Annotated in this window: 21 protein-coding genes and 1 tRNA gene; 7 read left to right on the forward strand and 15 right to left on the reverse strand. The window is 43.8% G+C overall.

Features of this window, described 5'->3' with window-relative positions; all coding sequences use genetic code 11:
• Positions 1-118 precede the first annotated feature (118 nt).
• On the forward strand, positions 119-1,027 hold the full coding sequence (lysX, locus tag F7B60_05535) for a lysine biosynthesis protein LysX (protein MCE4614970.1): 909 nt from the start codon (positions 119-121) through the stop codon (positions 1,025-1,027).
• Here the strand turns inward: lysX and F7B60_05540 are convergent.
• From F7B60_05540 to F7B60_05555, 4 genes are all read right to left on the reverse strand, one after another.
• Positions 938-2,065 carry an N-acetyl-lysine deacetylase gene (locus tag F7B60_05540; protein ID MCE4614971.1) on the reverse strand — a complete coding sequence of 376 codons (1,128 nt, stop codon included), beginning with the start codon at positions 2,063-2,065 and terminating at the stop codon, positions 938-940. The two genes, lysX and F7B60_05540, sit on opposite strands and share 90 nt — an antisense overlap.
• The gene (locus tag F7B60_05545; GenBank protein ID MCE4614972.1) at positions 2,010-3,131 is read right to left on the reverse strand and encodes an aspartate aminotransferase family protein; all 1,122 of its coding nucleotides are present in this window, start codon (positions 3,129-3,131) and stop codon (positions 2,010-2,012) included. The genes F7B60_05540 and F7B60_05545 overlap by 56 nt, the downstream gene beginning before the upstream one ends.
• Positions 3,132-3,906: 775 nt before the next feature.
• On the reverse strand, positions 3,907-4,341 hold the full coding sequence (locus F7B60_05550) for a PIN domain-containing protein (protein ID MCE4614973.1): 435 nt from the start codon (positions 4,339-4,341) through the stop codon (positions 3,907-3,909).
• Complete coding sequence (locus tag F7B60_05555; GenBank protein ID MCE4614974.1) at positions 4,286-4,540, reverse strand: antitoxin family protein; 255 nt, start codon at positions 4,538-4,540, stop codon at positions 4,286-4,288. Before F7B60_05555 ends, F7B60_05550 begins: the two co-directional genes overlap by 56 nt.
• A gap of 477 nt (positions 4,541-5,017) precedes the next feature.
• On the opposite strand from F7B60_05555, the gene F7B60_05560 reads away from it, so the two are divergent.
• Positions 5,018-5,095 (forward strand) — tRNA-Val (locus tag F7B60_05560).
• Between the two features lie 434 nt (positions 5,096-5,529).
• Here the strand turns inward: F7B60_05560 and F7B60_05565 are convergent.
• The 8 genes from F7B60_05565 to F7B60_05600 all read right to left on the reverse strand — a co-directional run bounded on the left by F7B60_05565 (position 5,530) and on the right by F7B60_05600 (position 8,783).
• On the reverse strand, positions 5,530-5,811 hold the full coding sequence (locus F7B60_05565) for a type II toxin-antitoxin system RelE/ParE family toxin (GenBank protein MCE4614975.1): 282 nt from the start codon (positions 5,809-5,811) through the stop codon (positions 5,530-5,532).
• Positions 5,796-5,984: a hypothetical protein gene (locus F7B60_05570; GenBank protein ID MCE4614976.1), complete on the reverse strand. Its 189-nt coding sequence runs from the start codon at positions 5,982-5,984 to the stop codon at positions 5,796-5,798. The genes F7B60_05565 and F7B60_05570 overlap by 16 nt, the downstream gene beginning before the upstream one ends.
• 757 nt (positions 5,985-6,741) lie before the next feature.
• Positions 6,742-6,969 (reverse strand): DUF2283 domain-containing protein, encoded by a 228-nt coding sequence (locus F7B60_05575; protein ID MCE4614977.1) that lies wholly within the window; start codon positions 6,967-6,969, stop codon positions 6,742-6,744.
• Complete coding sequence (locus tag F7B60_05580) at positions 6,963-7,250, reverse strand: DUF4258 domain-containing protein (protein ID MCE4614978.1); 288 nt, start codon at positions 7,248-7,250, stop codon at positions 6,963-6,965. Before F7B60_05580 ends, F7B60_05575 begins: the two co-directional genes overlap by 7 nt.
• A 113-nt stretch (positions 7,251-7,363) precedes the next feature.
• Positions 7,364-7,558: a DUF2071 domain-containing protein gene (locus tag F7B60_05585; protein MCE4614979.1), complete on the reverse strand. Its 195-nt coding sequence runs from the start codon at positions 7,556-7,558 to the stop codon at positions 7,364-7,366.
• 135 nt (positions 7,559-7,693) lie between these two features.
• Positions 7,694-7,993: a hypothetical protein gene (locus F7B60_05590; GenBank protein MCE4614980.1), complete on the reverse strand. Its 300-nt coding sequence runs from the start codon at positions 7,991-7,993 to the stop codon at positions 7,694-7,696.
• Positions 7,990-8,541 (reverse strand): nucleotidyltransferase family protein, encoded by a 552-nt coding sequence (locus F7B60_05595; GenBank protein ID MCE4614981.1) that lies wholly within the window; start codon positions 8,539-8,541, stop codon positions 7,990-7,992. Before F7B60_05595 ends, F7B60_05590 begins: the two co-directional genes overlap by 4 nt.
• A 41-nt stretch (positions 8,542-8,582) precedes the next feature.
• Complete coding sequence (locus F7B60_05600; GenBank protein ID MCE4614982.1) at positions 8,583-8,783, reverse strand: DUF433 domain-containing protein; 201 nt, start codon at positions 8,781-8,783, stop codon at positions 8,583-8,585.
• 275 nt (positions 8,784-9,058) lie between these two features.
• On the opposite strand from F7B60_05600, the gene F7B60_05605 reads away from it, so the two are divergent.
• Together F7B60_05605 and F7B60_05610 are read left to right on the forward strand one after the other, a co-directional pair.
• Positions 9,059-9,286, forward strand: a complete 228-nt coding sequence (locus F7B60_05605; protein MCE4614983.1) for a hypothetical protein — start codon at positions 9,059-9,061, stop codon at positions 9,284-9,286.
• Positions 9,241-9,756, forward strand: a complete 516-nt coding sequence (locus F7B60_05610) for a PIN domain-containing protein (protein ID MCE4614984.1) — start codon at positions 9,241-9,243, stop codon at positions 9,754-9,756. Before F7B60_05605 ends, F7B60_05610 begins: the two co-directional genes overlap by 46 nt.
• 300 nt (positions 9,757-10,056) lie before the next feature.
• Here F7B60_05610 and F7B60_05615 read toward each other — a convergent pair whose 3' ends face one another.
• Positions 10,057-11,433 carry a helix-turn-helix domain-containing protein gene (locus F7B60_05615; protein ID MCE4614985.1) on the reverse strand — a complete coding sequence of 459 codons (1,377 nt, stop codon included), beginning with the start codon at positions 11,431-11,433 and terminating at the stop codon, positions 10,057-10,059.
• Between the two features lie 356 nt (positions 11,434-11,789).
• Complete coding sequence (locus tag F7B60_05620) at positions 11,790-13,133, reverse strand: ATP-binding protein (protein ID MCE4614986.1); 1,344 nt, start codon at positions 13,131-13,133, stop codon at positions 11,790-11,792.
• 218 nt (positions 13,134-13,351) lie between these two features.
• On the opposite strand from F7B60_05620, the gene F7B60_05625 reads away from it, so the two are divergent.
• The 3 genes from F7B60_05625 to F7B60_05635 all read left to right on the forward strand — a co-directional run bounded on the left by F7B60_05625 (position 13,352) and on the right by F7B60_05635 (position 16,975).
• The gene (locus tag F7B60_05625; protein MCE4614987.1) at positions 13,352-13,537 is read left to right on the forward strand and encodes a hypothetical protein; all 186 of its coding nucleotides are present in this window, start codon (positions 13,352-13,354) and stop codon (positions 13,535-13,537) included.
• Positions 13,495-14,286, forward strand: a complete 792-nt coding sequence (locus F7B60_05630) for a tyrosine-type recombinase/integrase (GenBank protein MCE4614988.1) — start codon at positions 13,495-13,497, stop codon at positions 14,284-14,286. Before F7B60_05625 ends, F7B60_05630 begins: the two co-directional genes overlap by 43 nt.
• A 397-nt stretch (positions 14,287-14,683) precedes the next feature.
• Positions 14,684-16,975, forward strand: a complete 2,292-nt coding sequence (locus tag F7B60_05635) for a right-handed parallel beta-helix repeat-containing protein (protein ID MCE4614989.1) — start codon at positions 14,684-14,686, stop codon at positions 16,973-16,975.
• Positions 16,976-17,225: 250 nt separating this feature from the next.
• On the opposite strand, the gene F7B60_05640 is transcribed toward F7B60_05635, so the two are convergent.
• The gene (locus tag F7B60_05640; protein ID MCE4614990.1) at positions 17,226-18,899 is read right to left on the reverse strand and encodes a long-chain-fatty-acid--CoA ligase; all 1,674 of its coding nucleotides are present in this window, start codon (positions 18,897-18,899) and stop codon (positions 17,226-17,228) included.
• Positions 18,900-18,970 lie beyond the last annotated feature (71 nt).

Below are 18,970 nucleotides of genomic sequence, written 5' to 3' on the forward strand. Positions count from 1 at the left end.
CTCTCCCAGGGGAGCTTGTAGAGCATGAATGCGGCGCCCTTCTAGAGGTTGTCGTGGAGAATGGTGAGATAAAACTGAAGATAGCTGAAGACGTGGGGGAGGATTGGGGAGAATAAGGTTGCCTATAACCATAGCCTACGATATACTGAGATGGGAGGAGAAGGCGCTCATAGGTAAAGCCCGTGAAATGGGTGTTGACATTAACATTCTCCATTTATCCAATACTGTGTTAGATGTGGGTAGACCTTGGGGGGCAATGGGTAGTGTAGCTCTTATAAGGGCAACCTCCCAGTATAGGGCACTTGCCTCTGCATCGGCTCTCGAGAGTAATGGTCTGAGAACAGTTAATACTGCCGGCTCTCTTTACTCCACGTTCGACAAGATCAGGACTCACAGCCTCCTCGAAAGACACGGCGTCCCCACGCCGAGGACGAAAGTAGCATTCTCCCTTGAAGTAGCTCTATCCGCGGCTGAATCCATTGGATACCCGGTGGTCGTGAAACCGCTCCACGGAAGCTGGGGTAGGCTTGTGGCTCTAGCTAGGGACAGGGAGAGCCTTAGGAGTATAATCGAGTATAGCCAGCATATGGGGCCTCAGGGTAGGATACACTATTTACAAGAGTATATCGAGAAGCCCGGTAGGGATATTAGGGCGTTCTGCGTTGGTAACAGTGTTCCAGCAGGCATATACAGGATTAGTACATCTTGGATAACCAATACTGCGAGGGGGGCGAGGTCAGAGCCTGTTAGGATTGATAGTGAATTGGAGGACCTGACTCTCAAGGCTTGCCGGGCGGTTGAAGCGGAGTTCGCTGGGGTGGATATCGTTGAGGATAGGGAGAGAGGTTACCTGATCCTAGAAGTCAATGGTGTACCCGAGTTTAAGAACACTGTGAGGGTGACGGGAGTGGATATACCCGGGATAGTTCTAAGCTACTTAAACGAGATCTCTAATGCTAACCCTCCTTCCACCCGTACTCCTACGGCAGAGCTCCAGAATACTTCTCTCGTAAACCTCAGCCGCTAAACCTAGTTCACCAACACCTACAACCTCCATGTCGGTATGAGCCATAGAGGAATCACCAGGCCCGTAAGCCGCTATACTCTCAGTGTGCAATCCCAGAATGTTCATGTCACTAGTCCCCCGCTTAACCACAGGCCTCGGCTTGACTCCGTGGAGGATTAGGCTCCTAGACAAAGATCTCGGTACGGGACTATTTACACTGACCCTAACGGGCTTCAACCCGGGATGGAAAACTCCCATGCACCCATGGCTCTTTATTACATAGGCTAACTCGAGCGCCACTACACTATCGTCTAGTCCCAGTGGAACCCTAACGTCGAGTCTTAAATACGCTTTCCTGGGGAGTACGTTCCAGCCTTCCCACGCCTCAAAGCCTGTCACAGCAATACTCGGGCCACTGGGATCCTCAGGGTTGAACAATGTTTTAACCGCTCCTACTAGCTTGATAGCTTTATCTAAGGCAGAATCACCCAGATGAGGGGAAGAGGAATGCCCTCCACTCCCCCTGCACTCAACCTCAACGTGGAAGCCACCTCTATAACCCACTACAACCTTGTCTCCACCGCTGGGTTCACCTATAATCACGAATGGAGGAACCAATCCATCCCTAACAAGCCTCCACGCCCCCCTGCTGTCACCTTCCTCCCCCACAAGCCCTGCAACGGCAGCCGGGCAGGAGGAATGCTTCTTAGATAAGAGGAGTAGCCCTGTAGCCATACTGGCCAGCGGTCCTTTAGCATCGACAGCCCCTCTACCCCATATCCTATCGTTCCCGCTTCCCGGCTCAATCCAGCCTGGGACAGTATCTATATGACCTGCTAACAGTACATTTATACTCGATACCTCTCTAGGGGCTATGAAGACGCTTCCTGCACTGTCTATCCAAAACTTGAGCCCCCTCTCTTCAGCCCAAGAGGCAAGCTCCTGTACAGCTTCGTCCTCCATCCCCGTAGGACTGTACTTCCCGAGGAGCCTGAGCAGTAGGCTACCTGCTATACTCCCGGGAGACACAGGATTCGACTCCACTTGCGGCCTGATCAATATCACCACCCGTAATCATATATGGAGGAAGGAACCTGACAACCGTTGCTCCAGCCTTAAGTGCTAGTACCCTGCTCTCCTCTTGAAGGCACTTCAGCACAGGCTCCGGTCTATACCTGAGCTCTACTCCTATCATCAACCCTTCTCCACGAACGTCTCTAACGGCGCTATTCCCTCTAAGCCTCCTCCTGAGCCGACCTATCAATTCCCTACCTGCAACCATGGTCTTACTGGGGACATCCTCCTCCAAGAACAATCTAATAGCAGCCTCCAAAGCAGCCATCGCAGGCAGGTTACCAGCGAAGGTAGAGCCATGCCTACCCCCTTTTAGAGAGGAGGCTATATACTCCCGCGTGAAGACAAGGCTGACCGGGTATCCTCCCCCAATAGACTTGCCTGCCAGGACAATATCGGGTTCCGCCAGTGATTTCGTATAGCTCCATGTACGACCTGTCCTGCCGAACCCGGATTGGATCTCGTCAACTATTAGGAGGGCACCAGCCTCATCTGCTAACCGAGAAACATCCCCTAGGAACCCTGGTGATCCAGGGATAACGCCTCCTTCACCCTGAACGGGCTCGACTATTACGGCTGCTGTATCCTGTTCTATATAATTCCCAAGCGTCTCTGCATCCGAGTTGTAAGGGGAGAACACGACATCACTCAGCACTGGGAAACCTTTTCTATACCGGGGGTTCCATGTGACACTTAAAGCCCCGAGTGTTCTACCGTGAAAAGAGTTTCGGAAGGCTACAATTTTCTTCCTCCCAGTATATGCCCATGCAAGCTTAAGGGCTGCCTCAACGGCCTCTGCTCCAGTGTTTAGGAACAGGACAGAGTCCAGTTTACCTGGCCTTATTCTAGAAAGGGATTCTAGAACCCTTTCCTCAAGCCTGCTCCGGAAAGAGAGTCCCGGTGAGGCTAGAAGCTTGAACTGCTTCGCGACTGCCTCTACTATATGGGGGTTTGAGTGGCCGAGGAAAGCTACGCCATGCCCCGTGTTAGCGTCAAGGTACCTGTTCCCACTAGTATCCCATAGGTACTGCATGTACCCCCTATCTAGCACTATGCCCCTAGAACCGTAGAACCTTAATAGGCTGAGCAACACCATCATCCGGGAAGGTTTACACGGTATGGTGCACGTCTAATAAATAGATCATACAGGCAGGTTGTCTTATCCGTACCTCACACCCTGTTAATTGTCTTGAAATCGAACTATTACACCAATGGGATATTAGAGTGTAACCCTTATGATCCAGGTATGTGATCATAGGTATGATCTAAAGGATAAGCAGAACACTACTCCTTCAGGAGATGCATGTTGAAACTAATTGGCATCTTATCCTTATAATGCAGATTGGATTATTCGCAGACTGATGGTAGATTGTTTAAAAAGTATTAACAAGAACGCTAATACGGTAAACTCACCGCCTGGAGTGGAAGGGATTATAGTAAACCCCTAAGCCTAACAATATAAGGATAAGATGCCAGATAGTTTCAACACCGTGGAAATCACTAACACCTCAGCATGTAGGCAGACTAGCAGTCTAGCCTTGTTAGGACGCCACCTAAGCGCGGTCGGAGCCTGGGCACACCGATCTTAGCAACATACAGCATAGACAAAGCAGTCCTCAGCCTAGACAGGGCGCCGATCTTCGAAGCTGTGAGGGTCCTCAGGGGGGTTCAGATTTAGGCTGGCCCGCCACGCATATAAACTTCTCTATAAGCCTACACTCTCCAGGGTGGAGTATGTGACTCCTGTTTTCAACTAAGAGTGGGGATGGCTCAAGCTAAGTCGATGATGTTCCTGCACAATAATTCCCCCATCAGCCTCTATCAGATTATGGAACTACTTTGATCCATGGAACTCTCTTGAAGTCCTTGTCTAGTGTTGCTATGGTGGTTATCTCGTGTTGCTTGCATGTTAATGTTATTATTGCGTCTGCGGGCATTAGGCCATATTCTTCCATGAACCGGATTATCTCCCCTGGCTCTCCCTTTAGTGGTAGTGTTGTGAAGAGCTTTAACACGGGCCAGACATCATTTTTGACTAGGCCTACGGGCCTCTTATCCCTCTTCGCCAATAGCTTCCTTATTCTCCTCGAGCTGAGTCCTGTTGTGAGCCGTAGATAACCATATATGACTTCGTCAACTACTAGGGGATTAATGTATCCATCGATTTCGCGTTTTTCAACCTCCTTTACGAGTTCCCGGGATCTATTATCTTGGCCCGCGAGGAACGCTAGTATAATGCTGGTGTCCACGAAGATCCTCATCTTCTATCTCCTCGAGAACCTCTATGAACTCCTCCTTGCTAATGTCCGCCCTGTGTTTTCTTGCGATACCATAGAACCTGTCGGCAATCGATCCTCTTGGACTTATAATTATCTGAACTTCCTCACCCTCCTCAAGGTCAACGGGTTCTAAGAGCTTCAGCACACCATTCCTATACACCGCTTTAACAACTTTGGACAATCCTTTGAACACCCCGAGAATTACTATAGCATTTCAACCCAATATGCTTTTACTGGTACATGAATAGTGGATGAAGATTCCAGATTATCATTGCTGGTAGTTTCTATGATAATCATCTATGCATGATGCTTGCAGTTTATAGGTTCTTCTAGAAACATAGTTTATACATCTCTAGGTTTCGAAGCTGTGAGGGTCCTCAGGGGGGTTCAGATTTAGGCTGGCCCGCCACGCATATACCTTTTATATGGTTCCTGACTGTCTCTGATAAATTCCATACAGGATGCAGGTCTCCGCTCATGAAGGGCTCGGAGAATAGAAGTAAGAATGTGATGTAGTGCCTGCCGGGCACGCTAATATATGTTCGATGACCTGGATTATACTCATTTACCTGTTGATATGGTGAGGGGAGGGATTAGAGTAATAAACCCCCTAGGCGAACAATACGATAGAAACGACCGAAACCTCAGCACTGAGGTTGGGCCCGTCGTCTAGCCTGGTTAGGACGCCGCCCTGACACGGCGGAGGTCCGGGGTTCAAGTCCCCGCGGGCCCACCAAACACCAGTATAATTCCTTCTAAAACCAATAACAAAAACAATTTATAACACAAACCTGAAATCAATCTGTTATACGGTTGTTTACACCAGCGAAAAACAGCCAAACGTATGGTGGTTTGTATACGTATTGCTACAAGTTGAAATACAAGCCAGTAGTAAACCCTGAAGGGGGAGCCCGGCAACTAATAGCAGAGCTGAAATAAGATAACATCAATAATAGCCTCCGAGGCAATGCGGGCCAAGCTAATCATGGGTGGCAGGTAGAGCTAGCAGGTTTTTACTGGAGTAGCACTGGGCGTCACGTTAGTGTTACTAACCATTGGGGCAGGAGTAATAGCGTCAATGGTAATTCACAGACGCATCATGAAAATAGGCCTAGTAGAAACACCGGGGGCGGACTGAGAAAAAATAACGGTGTATCCAGCACTCCTAAATTACTTGTACACCCTACCTCTATGGTGGATATGGTAAATGATTACCTCCATCTTCTCAATGTCCAACCGGAAAATAACCCTCAAATCACCGATCCTAAGCCTGAGAAATCCGGACCACTTACCTTTAAGCCGTTTAATATCCATGGAGTGAATAGGAATTGACCCTTTATTCAGGTTCTCCAGTAAAACATTAATCTCGGTAAGAACCCTTTTCTTCTGGTATCCGGGTAAATTCTCAATGAACTTTAAAGCCTTCTTACTGATCCTTAACTTCCACTCCATTCCACAAAATCTTCCTCCTCATATTCCTCGGGAGACCCAGCTTTCTTATCTATTTCAGCCTGCTCCACATCATCTACTACAGGAACCATTTCCAATAAAGCCTCCAGAACAGCCTTCCTAACCTCCTCTCTAATAATACTCCTCAAAGTCTCCTCGTTCACATTCAAAGACATCTCTTTGCCCCCTACAAAAATAACTATACCTATTCAAACCCTATAAAATATACTATGAGAAAAAAAGGACAACAATACATATACTTGAACCTTAACCAAGAACCATTCTAGCAGAGAAGGAAACAAACTACACAGAGATCCAGCGAGTATTAGAACCCGCAAAACACGAGAATCCTGTTCCTAGAAATAACAATTCAATCCATTCATTAGAGATGGGATGCCTTGTTAATAGTTTTAGGAGTGTCGTTTAACCAGCTCTCCTCGGACTACGTATAGACACTATACCATACTTGCCTGGGTCTACTATATTATGCAGATGAAAGTATAATCTAGGTATAAATTTGAGGAGAACACTAATAGAACAAACAAAACCTATTCTAGTATACTACAATCACATAGATCCTAAGGAAACCGCTTCCACCCGAATACACGCTCTCCACAGGTGGATGCCGAGGGTTCAAGTCCCCGCGGGCCCACCAAAAACCAAACTAAAAGTATGTTATATCCTCTTCTATGGCGTTGCCTAGAATAAATAGAATAGCACTTTGTGTATTGAATATGCCTGAGATAGAGGTTTTGTTAAGAGTATTGTGATTATTCCGCTAAAGCCTTTGACCGAGCTTGAAGGTAGGAAAGTCTAGATAAAGATCATGGAAGTTGAAGTGTTGACATCGAGAAGCTTTATTCTTACCTCAGGCTCTTAAGGGAGGGTGAAGATGCTGGAGAGCTTTTCGAAATATAGTCAAGGAGACATTCATTATTTGGTTATTTGAATCTGTTTTTTGAGTTTTTTAGATATTGTGTTTGTTATGTTTTCTAGTATGTTAGTAGAAGCCTTCCATATTTCGATTCCAATTATGTTTCCATTCTTGTCTAATTCTATATATATGTCATCGTCGGCTGGTAATGTATCCTCGACAGGTCCTTCCTTGGTTATTATGTATAATATGTCGGCCTCAGGATCATAGTGAACTTTCTTTACCATACTGGGATCCACCTTCCGCTTATTGTTTTCTTTTCCACTATTCTATCTATGTTTTTAGTGTCTATAACTGTAACTATCCGGTATGTATCGTTTTTCTTTTTGTAAACCACTATGAGCCAATGATCCTTCCTCCCCGTTCTCTTGCCCACAGATATTAAAGTATCTGTAACAATATCATAATAGACATTAACCGGGTTAGAAAGTACCTCAGCAACCTCGTTTTCCCCGATTTCTCTTATACTAACCCTGAGTTCGGCATGCCTGGAATAAGCAATTTTCAATAGATAAGCACACCCTTTTAGAAATAGACTTTGATATAGCATATAAGTCATATAATGAAGGAGCAAAACTAGAAATTAGATTCCTAATACTATAATTATGTATTGACTATTGTTCACAGAAGATACCTCCTCTCAGTCAGGAACTCGGTAAGTGCATCCTTATCCACTTTTTGCGAGTACTTTTCCAGGATTCTTAATGTGCCGTTTGAAATAGCTTTTTTCACCCTATGTGACTTGAAGAGTTTATTGAAGCCCCTCCTACTTATCCTCAACCTTATACTGGAATCCCGGTTCAGGAAACCTTCCACCGTATATACCAATAGAACTTGGAATCTTAAAGGTTTTACAGGGCTTAAACAATACAGTCCCATAGAACAACTATGAACTATCAAAGATCGAAGGAATTTGGAAGAGAGTGTTATACTAGTCGTTGTTTGAATAAATTATTCTGTATTAGGCATATATATCCGGGCTTGATATACTCCGTCTGTGATGGTGACATGTTTTCTTCCCTTGTAGATTCTGAGATGCTTTTTCTTGGCCTCTTCAATTATCCTGCGTATATTAGAGCATTTTAGCTCCAGGTATGGTGGGTGATAGCTTATTTTCAATAGGTGTCCTGCTTCTATTGCTTTTCTAGTATATCCTACGGGTTCGCATTGTTTAAATAGGAAGGCCATGTATTCTGGTAGTCCTAATCCGGGTACAAGTCTTACTATTCTAAGGTTTCTATTGGTTGTCATTTTAGTTTCATCCTCTTTAGTATTTTTTCGAACTCTCTTTCTAACCCTGTTTGGATTAGCCGGTTGTCTAGATATTCTTTGTCTAGACTATTCCATGATTGTAATAATATCTTCTTTAGATCTGCGATGTCTTTTCTTTCTCCTGACATAAGTTTGAGAATCACTAGGTCTTCAAGGCTTGGGACTCTGAGATTTACCCCAATTCTAATGCTCCGTTTAATGAATTCTTCGTCTAAGGTTAGCGGAGCATAATTTATGTCAACGTGTATATCATTTTCAAGGAGTAGACCCCATTTCCTCCATTGAACTTTATAACCTGATTTCCTCAGGATTCCAGTCAGTTTATCTCTAAGTTCTGTGGTGAATACTTTATCAACAACCAAATCCCAGTCTTTTGTTTCTCGACCTATGTCAATGCCCAATATTATCAGGCTTCGGGCACCTATCACAAAAACATTTAGACCGGTCTTATGAAGTATGTTTGCTATGTCTATAACTTCAGGGTGAACGATATCGTTAATGAGATCATTTTCCTTTGACTTTATCATTTAATGATCACCTAGGAATGAATTAAACTCATATAATAGTACTAGTTTTTCGTGGCATACTCTATGGATGCCAGGACATCCTCTTTTGTTAGGCGCGGGTATTCTCTTATCGTATCCTCAATGCTCCACCCGTTGGGGAATAGTTCGAGTATAAAGTATACTGGAATCCGAGTGCCTTTAATTACTGGTTCCCCGCCCATAACCTTCGGATCTATCGTTATTCTCTTTGTAGCTTCAGCCATTTTTCACTCCCTAATAAATTAAATTAATCTTTTACCCCTTATTAATTGAGGCAAGCTTACTCTGTAATACCATGGAGATCCGGGGTTCAAGTCCCCGCGGCCCACCGCTTATAGAGCCTTTTAACTGCACGAAAGAAAACTCTAAAGCAGCTCAGAAAGCATGCTGATTCCTGCCAAAAGAATCCTTGAAAGCCTTAGCTGCCCTGTTAGAGTACAGGAATAACGTAAGGTATAAGGGGAGTTATGCATAATGGATTACTCGGGGGGTATAGGAATTGCCTCGAGTTGTAAAAGTTATTGTGCCTGACGAAGTGAAGGAATCAGAGATTGCGCGATGGATAGCAGAGGGATTATCGAGAAAAATATTTCGAGATATTGTTATAGAGTCTCTATCCGAGGGAGTCGAGATCGATTTTGAGAGAGCTCTAGAGGAGTTCGAGAGGACTCGTGATGAGGTATGGAAGAAAATAGAGAGAGAATATATGGAGAAGGGTATAATCTAGCATTTATCGTTGACAGTAATATTATATTCTCAATAGTAGTTGCTGGTAGAAGAGCCCGAGTTTATAGGATTATCTCGGAGCACCGAGACCTGAAATTATTCTCTCCCGAGGAAGTTTTAATAGAGTTCCGAGAGCATACAAGGAAGCTCAAGAAGAGTGCTCGTGTAGAATTCTGGAATAAGGTTCTGTTAGCTTTTTCATTAATCAGAATTATCCCTAGAGAGGTATATAAGGAAGCTTTACGGGAAGCATACTCTATTGCAAGGATCTTTGATGCGAAGGATACACCGTTTATAGCACTCTCGCTTAAGCTGGACCTCCCTATATGGACTGAGGATAGAGGTTTACTACAGGCCTCCTTCAAACCGGGAAGATATGTGGCACTTGATACAGAGGCTGTCGACAAGTTACTGAAGGGCGAGTCGTTAGAAACCATCCGAGAAAAACTGTATAGGAAACTCTTCAAATAGCGTATCATACTCACTTACTACATGCATATGTGATGGTGTTTAACATCATATTGATATCTCCTAACTGATATTCATTTTGGAGTGAATGCTTATTCGGCAATGCTAGCATATGAATTTAATTATGTTCTCACACGGCGGAGGTCAGGGGTTCAGGTCCTCGCGGGCCCACACTCCACTAGACTTTGCCCTACATTTCGAGGCGTCACTTTTGATGATAGGGATACTTCTACTGTAGTGTGACAGGGTTAGCTGATTTGTCAAGGGATTTGAAGAGTTTTTCAAGAGTCTCTTTGAAGCTTCTTAGGGGCAATCTTTTTTCCAGGGGAGGTCTTCTGGTTTAACTATTATTGCATCGTGATGTTCGGTATTGCGGGCTGCTCGTGTATATATAGCAACTGTCACATCGTAACCGGGGAATACCTTGTGTACCTTGGCTTTAACCTCCCTAGTGATACTCCGTACTTCTCTACTTGTCAGGGATCTCCACTTAGCCTCTACGGCTAGGATTCTTCGGTTATCATGGTCTACAATAACGTAGTCTACTTCATCACCTTTGAATAGCAGTCTACCGGCTTCAGAAACTGTTATACCTACCTGTTTAGTTAAGCTTGCTAGGGAATGATACGATGCCAGTCTCTCCCAGCCGTCTGCAATAACATTTATGTATTTGGCTTTCAGAGATCCAGGGATTTCCCCGGGTTCCCCTGAGGATAATATGTGGCGGTATGGTTCGACTATACTATAATACGACTTCAAGAGCCTATCGTTGATCATCAATAGCCGACGCTTCCTTCTCCTAGGTACTAGTGGCTCATAGTCAACCAAGCCTAGCTGTATGAGACTGGACAAGTACCTGCTTACATGTCCCAAAGGCAGCCCAGTGTAACTACTGACTTCCCCCAGGCTTCTCCTCCCCTCGGCGACAGCTTTGATTATCGAAAGATAGGGCGATGGATTCCTTACTTCCTCACGTAAAATCATAAGCGGCTCATCTTCCAACAGTCCTCCCGGCGCGAACATGTGGAGATAAGCTTTGAGAGGTTCTTGACTGTCAGGCCACTCTACTAGATAGTATGGAATTCCACCTACCAGTGAATAGGTCTCAACGAGTTCACTACTATTATATCCTGGCAAGAAGTACGGTAGACACCACGGTGAGAGTTCTTTCAGCCTAACTCGTAGGTTTGCCCTCCCAAATAACGGGGAACCACCTCCTGCGAGATCCCTTATTACGACACCGATAATACTACCAGTAAGTACGAGAATAGCCGGGTGCTTCGGCAGTACATGGTCTACAAACTTCTGTAGCTCCGATGCGATACCAGGGTACGATCGAGCCCAATATGTAACCTCGTCAATAACAACGATAAGCTTATCATTCCACATGCGCAATGCATGCTCAAGTAGAACATCCAAGCTAGAGAACTTCACTTTTGAGAAACCCTCTAGACCTAAATATTCCTCGAAAGCCTTTGCCAACTCCTGAAGATTGAGTTCATGGGAATACAGTCCGGCCTGATAGTAAACATGAGGCTTTCTATATATCCACCGGAGGAGAAGTCTAGTTTTACCAATCCTCCTTCTCCCGTATACAACTCCCAAACCTCTACCCTTGCTCCAAAGATCTTCCAGTAAACCAAGTTCTGTTTGTCTATCAATGAAACGGGCAGGATCCATTACCGATCCCACTGGAATAATTATACACTTAGAGTATAATACTCTAACGGTAACAAAATATATAATAAAAACGGTTAACAATAAACTCTCAAATAGAAGGTTCAGATACGTTCTGTTGACTTCCAAGCTTTGACAGGAGTTGAGGGTAAGAACCTCCTCTCTGTCAAGAGCTCGGTGGTTACATCCTTATCCACTTTTTGCGAGTACTTTTCCAGGATTCTTAATGTGCCATTTGAAATAGCTTTTTTCACCCTATGTGACTTGAAGAGTTTATTGAAGCCCCTCCTACTTATCCTTAATCTCATAACTAGAGTCTCAGTTTAAAATTCCTGCTTTAAATTGGAGGCTGAGATATACTATATTTCCTCTGTTCTTATTTGCTTCTTTATTAATGCTTTTTCTAATAGTTCGTTGAAGCTATACGTTTCTGCTTGTATTCCACCAGGCTTAGGCGTGTCCAGGGAGATTACTCCTAGTGCTTCTATGGGCTCACCTATTTTCGCTGCTTTTATCCTGAGTGTTTGTAAGATCTTCTCTACTTCTCGGTTAGCGAGCTTTTTGTATTTAATTTCGTATGCTATGATTCCTGTTCTACCTTTTACTACTGCGTCTATTTCGACGTCTTTCCTCCACCAAGGCTTTACGTGAGTGTCGTATAGTATTGTCAGTAGTTCTCTCACTGTTCTCTCGAACCATATGGAGAAGTGTTCCTCCGCTAGTTCCTCGTTAACCGGTATTTCTCCCGTTAGCTCTCCCTCCATCCTCCTCGGATAAATCGTTTTTAGCCAGTAGTCCCAGTATGGGTCTGAGACGTGGTACCATGTGTTTCTTGTTTTCACCGGATTATGCCCGTATGGAGTTGTTTTGCGGAGGACTCCGAGGCTTGTTAGTGTTTCTATATAGCGTTTGAGGCTTGTTTTACCTGTTATTGAGGCAAGCTTTGAGTAGCTTGAACCGTGGCCTGAGGCTGCCTCAAGTATTCCCAGGTAGACTCCGGGTTCTCGTGTCTCGCTGTTAAGTATGTGTAAGGGCTCCTCGTAAAGTCTCCCGAATATGCTGTGTATCTCCTTTCTGGCAATTGTTATCCAATCTTTAGTAGAGGCAAGGGACAGGTTATAGGGTGATCCTCCAAGTATGCTGTATAGTCTAAATGCTTCCAAAGGTGTAGTATTCAGTTTCTTTGCCAGGTAAACATACGATTCCAGGAATCCGAATCCCTTCAACTGCACGAGCCTAGCCCTCCCATAGAGGGGGCCTAGCGGCCCAGCTAGCTTATCTACGACGCTGGCACTGCTTCCCGCTAAGACTATTTTGACGGGTTTACCACTACTTGTATCATAATAGTATTGTAGTGCGGATATGAATCCAGCGCCAAGCCTCTGGAACTCGTCGATTAGCAATATGCTTGTTTCTCGATCTTGTGAGCATTTATCGAATTCCTCTATTAGTTTAATCCAGCTTCTAGCTTTGATTGCTCCACATTTCTCCTCTAGTTTCTCTTGTAGCATATTGAATAGTGCTTGAGGCGGTCCTTCTGGGACGAAGAAATATAGGCTACCGGGATGGTTGGCCATTAATTTCCTGAGAATCCAAGTCTTACCTATCCTCCTACGACCATATAATATGGTCATACTTAGCCCTGGACTGGAGATATCCCTCTCCAAAGCTTGCAGTTCCTTGTCTCTGTCAACGAACAACATTTAACATAACCATGATTATCATATACATGGTTATCATATTTATATTTATCATGGATGCCAGGGTAAGACCGTTATGAAACCAATACGCCAAGAGGAAAAATAAACGGGACTAAGAGGTCAATAACGAAGGTTAACAAAACTTTGTATGCCTCTAAGTGATTGACACCGAATTACTTCCAGTTATCTCTTCTTTCCCTTTAATTTACAGTGGGTTGCCGATGGTTTCACTGGATCCGGATACTATTCCCCAGCCTGTTCGAAGGATGCTATTACTGAGACTTTATGATAGCTTGACAGGTAAGGCCGTTATCGTTACTAGTGGTAGTATGAGGGAGTTTGGGGAGTATTTGGAGGCTAGGTTGTGTCCGGTGATCTGGCTAGGAAGACTGCTAATGACAGGATGAGGTATCTACAGCTCGCTTTGAGAGAGCTTAATTACACCTTAACCAAACGAGGTTTACGGAGGCTGATAAGGAGGTATCAGGCTAGGTGGCCCGGTGTGGCTGATCACTTGTACAAAGCTTTGAAGTTATTCGTCAAGGAGATAATACAGGACAAGGAGCTGGCGGACAGTGTTCCTAGGCCTAGAATAGAGTGGTCTTCCCCGAAGGCGCCCACATGGCATGATATCTGCCTTCTAGCCGAGAACCTGCCATATGCTAGTCCCCCGAGAATGCTGTTATTAACGGCTGCATCTACTGGTATACGTATACAGACTGTATATGATCTGAGGCTAGAGAATGTTAGAGATAGAACCATCTGGCTATGGAGATCCCGGCATAGTAAGAGGGTATACTTTAGCTTTGTTACGAGGAAACTGGCTAGGGAGATGGAGGACTATCTTAGATATAGGAATGATTATCTCTCAGTTTTGGGTAGGAGGAGCAGTAAGATGTTTCCCTACAAGCCTAAGCGATTGCGTTTGGAACTCTATAGTGCAATGGACCGGGTGTTAGGGTATAGGTTTCAGTTGAAGCAGTTGCGTAAGAGGTTCGCTGAGCATATGTCTCATCATTCGAGTACTTTGGAGTTACAGGTTCTCATGGGCCACGCTTCCAGGGAGGTTGTGGAGAAACATTATTTGCTGAGGGACCAGGTCGAGGATTTGTTGAGGAAGTATGATGAAGCCATGGGTAATGTTGAGTGCCTTTAGCATGCTTTACTTATTCATTAACTGCGATAATAGGCTCAGAAACAATAATGCATATACTTTTTCAGACAGCATTCGGTTAAGTTGACAATTTCTGATGGCTTATAGATGTAATAATTATCACCTTGGAGGATGGCAAGAGACTCGATATGGATTTAGAGAGTCTGTTAATAACCAGGTTTTCCCCAAAAACTATTACTTAATTATGCTATTTAGCTGGCATGTTATCCGCCGTATTTGTTATATTTGGATTATAACATGTGTATAATTATTCTATGCTATTCAATATCTAATTTAAAGATAGATAACCAAAATATAGGTGTATATTGAAACCTAATACTTAAATATAACATTGTAATAATGGTTCAAACAATATCTAAAATATTTCATGGTGGATATAGTGTATAAAACATTCGAAAAAACAATAGCCATCCTTGCATTAGCAATACTACTCATCAGCATACTACCTGGCGTACCGTTAACCAAACTAAATACTGTAGCCCAGGGACCAACAGTCATAACATCACTACCCTACGATATAACCACACCTGGAACCTACATACTAGAATCAGACCTCACAACCAGCACATACGGAATAAACGTAACAGTGGAAAACGTCACGATAATCGGCAATGGACACACGATAATAGGGTCTGGAAGCGATGACGGCATAAAAATAGATGGAATAGAGGGCAATGTTACAATCGAGAACATAAGAATCAAGGGATTTGAGAATGGCATTTACGTCAATGACGTAACAAGCTTAGGCGATAAATACGCCTATGCAGGCATTGTCATTAAAAAAGCTACGATTGAGGACACTGACTACGGTATAGAAATAGATAATGTATACTATTATGGCGGCGTAATCATTGATAATGTGAAAATTAACAATTCCGCTAGTGTTGGAATAGATATATATGATGATTATGGCATAATTATATCGAACTCATATATAAACGGTTCAGGTACACTAGATGCTGGTGTAGGCATATATAATACCTATGGGGTCTACATCAATAATGTCACTGTTTCCAACACTCATTACGCTGGTTTTGATCTATCCAGTGCTGGTGAAGTAGCAATAGTCAACTCGAGAGTCACTAATAGTAATGCATACAGCGGTGTATCAATATACAGTTCTGGGGATGTCTTGGTATTAAACACAGAGTCAACAAACAACGACCAGCACGGATTCTTAGTAAAACGCTCAGATACTGTTTACATTGTATCATGTAATGCATCATACAACGGATTATATGGAGTGTATATATATAGTGATTATAGTGGTCGCCATACCCAGGACGTGTACCTGAAAAACAGTTACATAGCAAACGATAGTAATGGCGGGGTCTACGTAGGATCTTATACAGGGAATGTAAATATAACGTACAATCAGATAGCTATGAATGATGGATATGGAGTTGGCATCGATACCTCGTATACGAATATATATGTTAATCATAATGTTTTCTGGGAGAACAATAATTCACCTCAAGCATATGATACTAATAGTGTTGGTGAATGGAGCAACAATTACTGGAGTGACCTAAACGGAACAACATACGGTTTCAATGGAAACTCTGATAATTCACCGCTAACCGCTCCACTATACGACGTGGATGTTACCAATGTAACTATACCATCATCCACGGTAACTGGAGTTGTTCCCGTAACTGCAACATTAAATAACCCATCATTCGCAGATTCCGGGAACATAAACGTCACGCTTTACTGGAGTGAACCACCGGTTTTCGAGAAGACAGCATTCACTTGGATACATGTCGATCCAAACAGTGCTACTACGGTTAGTTATGGAGATATTCTTACAGACTACGGAAACTATACACTTCTGGACGAGGATGACGGTTACTTCGTGTATAAATTACCGTGGCCTATCAAAGTTTTCGGCTACAACTACACGTATATAAGTATAACAACCAACGGCTACATTGAACTACTATCTACCAACCAGTCATCCTTACAATACAGTTATAGCGTCCATGTATGGGGGTATCATAGGACAAATCCATCGGAAGAAACATATGGTTCAGGTGTAACTACACTATTCGCGTACTCCGGTGATTTATATGAGTCATCGAACTCTTTTGCCAGCGTCTTCAATATGGGAGATAAAATAGTAATAGCATTTAATGGAACAACCTATGAGGACGAGGATGACGTCCATGCTCCTGTGCAATTCCAGATAATATTATACCGCAATGGGGATATAGTTGTATCCCTAGGGAATATCACATATACTAAACTTGACGGTGATGGGTTCACTGGACTCTATTTCCAACCAATAGGCATGGAGATAACCGCGGGATACATGTTGCCTCAATACACGTCTTATGTTATTGACACCCCACTACACAAGGTAGGATCAGCTAACGTGTCAGTCAACGCTGGAGAAGAGAAGAACGTTAGAATAATGTGGGATACTACTAATCTCCCACACTACAGTCCCTATGCATTATGGGTTACTGCAACAACTGGTTCAGGCGAATCCAACCCGGTTAACAACCAACTATTCTACCCCGTGGTTGTTAATGTACATCCTGCAGTGAATGTAGGAGGAGAACTTGTAAATCATTCACATAATACTCTAGGAAGTAGCGGCATTATCCTCATAACAGTATCAATAGCATCAATAGCAGCGGCATTAATCTTATGGAGAAAACAATTTTAACCACCTTCTTTTTACGACAATCCGTTTCATAAATTACTTTCGGGTCAGGTGAGGTGAATAATTAATAATTGAAAACCTAATATACCTTCCGAGCTTAGTAACCCAGTATTAAACGCGGTTATTGCCCAGCTTAAAATAAAAGGAGGTGCTGGATCTCACGCTAGAGTTCTAGGTACTAGGTATTAGGCACTAGAGGAACAAGTCTTAAGCCTATGTTACGCCACGACACTTATCGTTGTAATGGGAAAAATTATTGGAAGAGGATATTACGGTATTTTTCCCTGACTATTCTCTTGTTTATTTTTCCGACACTAGTCTTTGGAAGCTCTTCAACTATAAGGATCTTATCCGGTAGCCACCACTTCGGTATTACTCCCTTTTCAATGAAGTTCTCTATCAGATGCTTCCTCACATCGTCGGGGCTGAGTTTATCCTTCCATTCCGGTTTCGGAACCACTAGTGCAACAGGCCTTTCCTGCCATTTAGGATGTTCAGCCGCTATTACAGTGACTTCACCTACTCCAGGATGAGTGCTTATAGCGTTCTCCAGGCGGAGACTACTTATCCATTCACCACCGCTCTTGATTAAGTCCTTTGCTCTGTCCTCGATGTGGATAGATCCATCGGAATACCATACTGCTATGTCCCCTGTGTGGAACCAACCGTCTTTCCAGGCTGAAGCCGTCTTTCCAGGCTCCTTGTAGTATTCTGGGGTTATCCATGGGGACCTGAGAATTACTTCTCCCATCGTTTTACCATCCTTAGGTACGGGATTGTGGTTCTCGTCTACAACCATTATTTTCATCAATGGTACTGGATATCCTGAGACTCTTTGCCTGATATCCAGTAATTCTCCTTCATTCTTGTCTTTGGCTAGCCAATAGGGAATCTCGCCTAATGCTACAGCGGGGGCTGTTTCAGTTAGGCCGTATCCTCCTACTATTCTTATGCCTCTTTTTAAAGCCAGTAATTCTAATCCCCTAGGCAGTGCTGCTCCTCCAGTTATGAAGGTTAAGCCTTCCAGGTTATACTTTTCGCTGTCAGGATGTGTTAGCAGCATATAGAGAATTGTCGGTACTCCACCGGTGAATGTTACCCCCTCCTTATCTACGAGTTCTAGCAACACCTTTACGTCTAGCCTACTAGGGAAGACTTGCTTTATCCCTAGTAATGTACCGGAGTATGGTAGGCCCCAGCTGTATACATGGAACATAGGGACAATATAGAGGCCGACGTCTCTGCTTGACAGTAGTGTTCTTCCAAAGGTAGCTAAGTGGAGGGCCATAGACATGGCGTGAATAACGATCATTCTATGAGTGTGATATGCTCCTTTCGGTAGCCCCGTGGTACCACCAGTATGACACATAGCTGCAGGTAAGTTCTCGACCAAGTCATCGGGCCACTGGTATCCTCCTCCACGCTCTTTTATCAAATCCTCATAATGGTGTACTGATTTCCCCGCTATTTTCGAGGGGACCTCGTCAGAGTCAACTACTATTATATGCTCTAGACTCTTCAAGTTCTCAGCTACTACACTGATCAGGGGGATAAAGTCCTTGTGTATAATAGCCACTTTATCCTCAGCGTTATTCATGACGTGAACCAGTTCCATAGGGGATAACCTTATGTTGACTGTGTGTAGGACGGCTCCCATCATTGGTATAGCGAAATACGCCTCATAATGCCAGTGTGTACTCCAGTCTAGTGTGGCCACGGTTTCAAGCCTCTTTACACCTAAGGATTCTAGGGCACCAGCTAGGAGCCTTATCCTTTCAGCTGTCTCTGTATACTTGAATCTTAGGAGGCCTTCGGATGTCCGAGATACTATTTCACTGTTGGGGAAAACGTCTATCCCCCTATCATAGATTGTTTTTACTAGGAGATTGTATCCGGGTCTCCACGGAGGGTTTTCACTTAGAACCATTACTTAGACACCTCGTATAGCGTTGGGGGTCATAGAATTCTATTCAATCCTTTAAACAGGTCTTCACTGTG

The sequence above is a fragment of the Candidatus Tiamatella incendiivivens genome (genome assembly GCA_015522635.1).
GTDB classification, from domain to species: domain Archaea; phylum Thermoproteota; class Thermoprotei_A; order Sulfolobales; family Acidilobaceae; genus Tiamatella; species Tiamatella incendiivivens.

Coding starts and splice junctions, on each gene's coding strand:
- F7B60_05565 (MCE4614975.1), bottom strand. CDS start 5,811: ATGGAGTGGAAGTTAAGGATCAGTAAGAAGGCTTTAAAGTTCATTGAG.
- F7B60_05610 (MCE4614984.1), top strand. CDS start 9,241: ATGGAAGAAAATAGAGAGAGAATATATGGAGAAGGGTATAATCTAGCA.
- F7B60_05575 (MCE4614977.1), bottom strand. CDS start 6,969: ATGGTAAAGAAAGTTCACTATGATCCTGAGGCCGACATATTATACATA.
- F7B60_05570 (MCE4614976.1), bottom strand. CDS start 5,984: ATGTCTTTGAATGTGAACGAGGAGACTTTGAGGAGTATTATTAGAGAG.
- F7B60_05590 (MCE4614980.1), bottom strand. CDS start 7,993: ATGACAACCAATAGAAACCTTAGAATAGTAAGACTTGTACCCGGATTA.
- F7B60_05550 (MCE4614973.1), bottom strand. CDS start 4,341: ATGAGGATCTTCGTGGACACCAGCATTATACTAGCGTTCCTCGCGGGC.
- F7B60_05620 (MCE4614986.1), bottom strand. CDS start 13,133: ATGTTGTTCGTTGACAGAGACAAGGAACTGCAAGCTTTGGAGAGGGAT.
- F7B60_05595 (MCE4614981.1), bottom strand. CDS start 8,541: ATGATAAAGTCAAAGGAAAATGATCTCATTAACGATATCGTTCACCCT.
- F7B60_05625 (MCE4614987.1), top strand. CDS start 13,352: ATGGTTTCACTGGATCCGGATACTATTCCCCAGCCTGTTCGAAGGATG.
- F7B60_05615 (MCE4614985.1), bottom strand. CDS start 11,433: ATGGATCCTGCCCGTTTCATTGATAGACAAACAGAACTTGGTTTACTG.
- F7B60_05640 (MCE4614990.1), bottom strand. CDS start 18,899: ATGGTTCTAAGTGAAAACCCTCCGTGGAGACCCGGATACAATCTCCTA.
- F7B60_05600 (MCE4614982.1), bottom strand. CDS start 8,783: ATGGCTGAAGCTACAAAGAGAATAACGATAGATCCGAAGGTTATGGGC.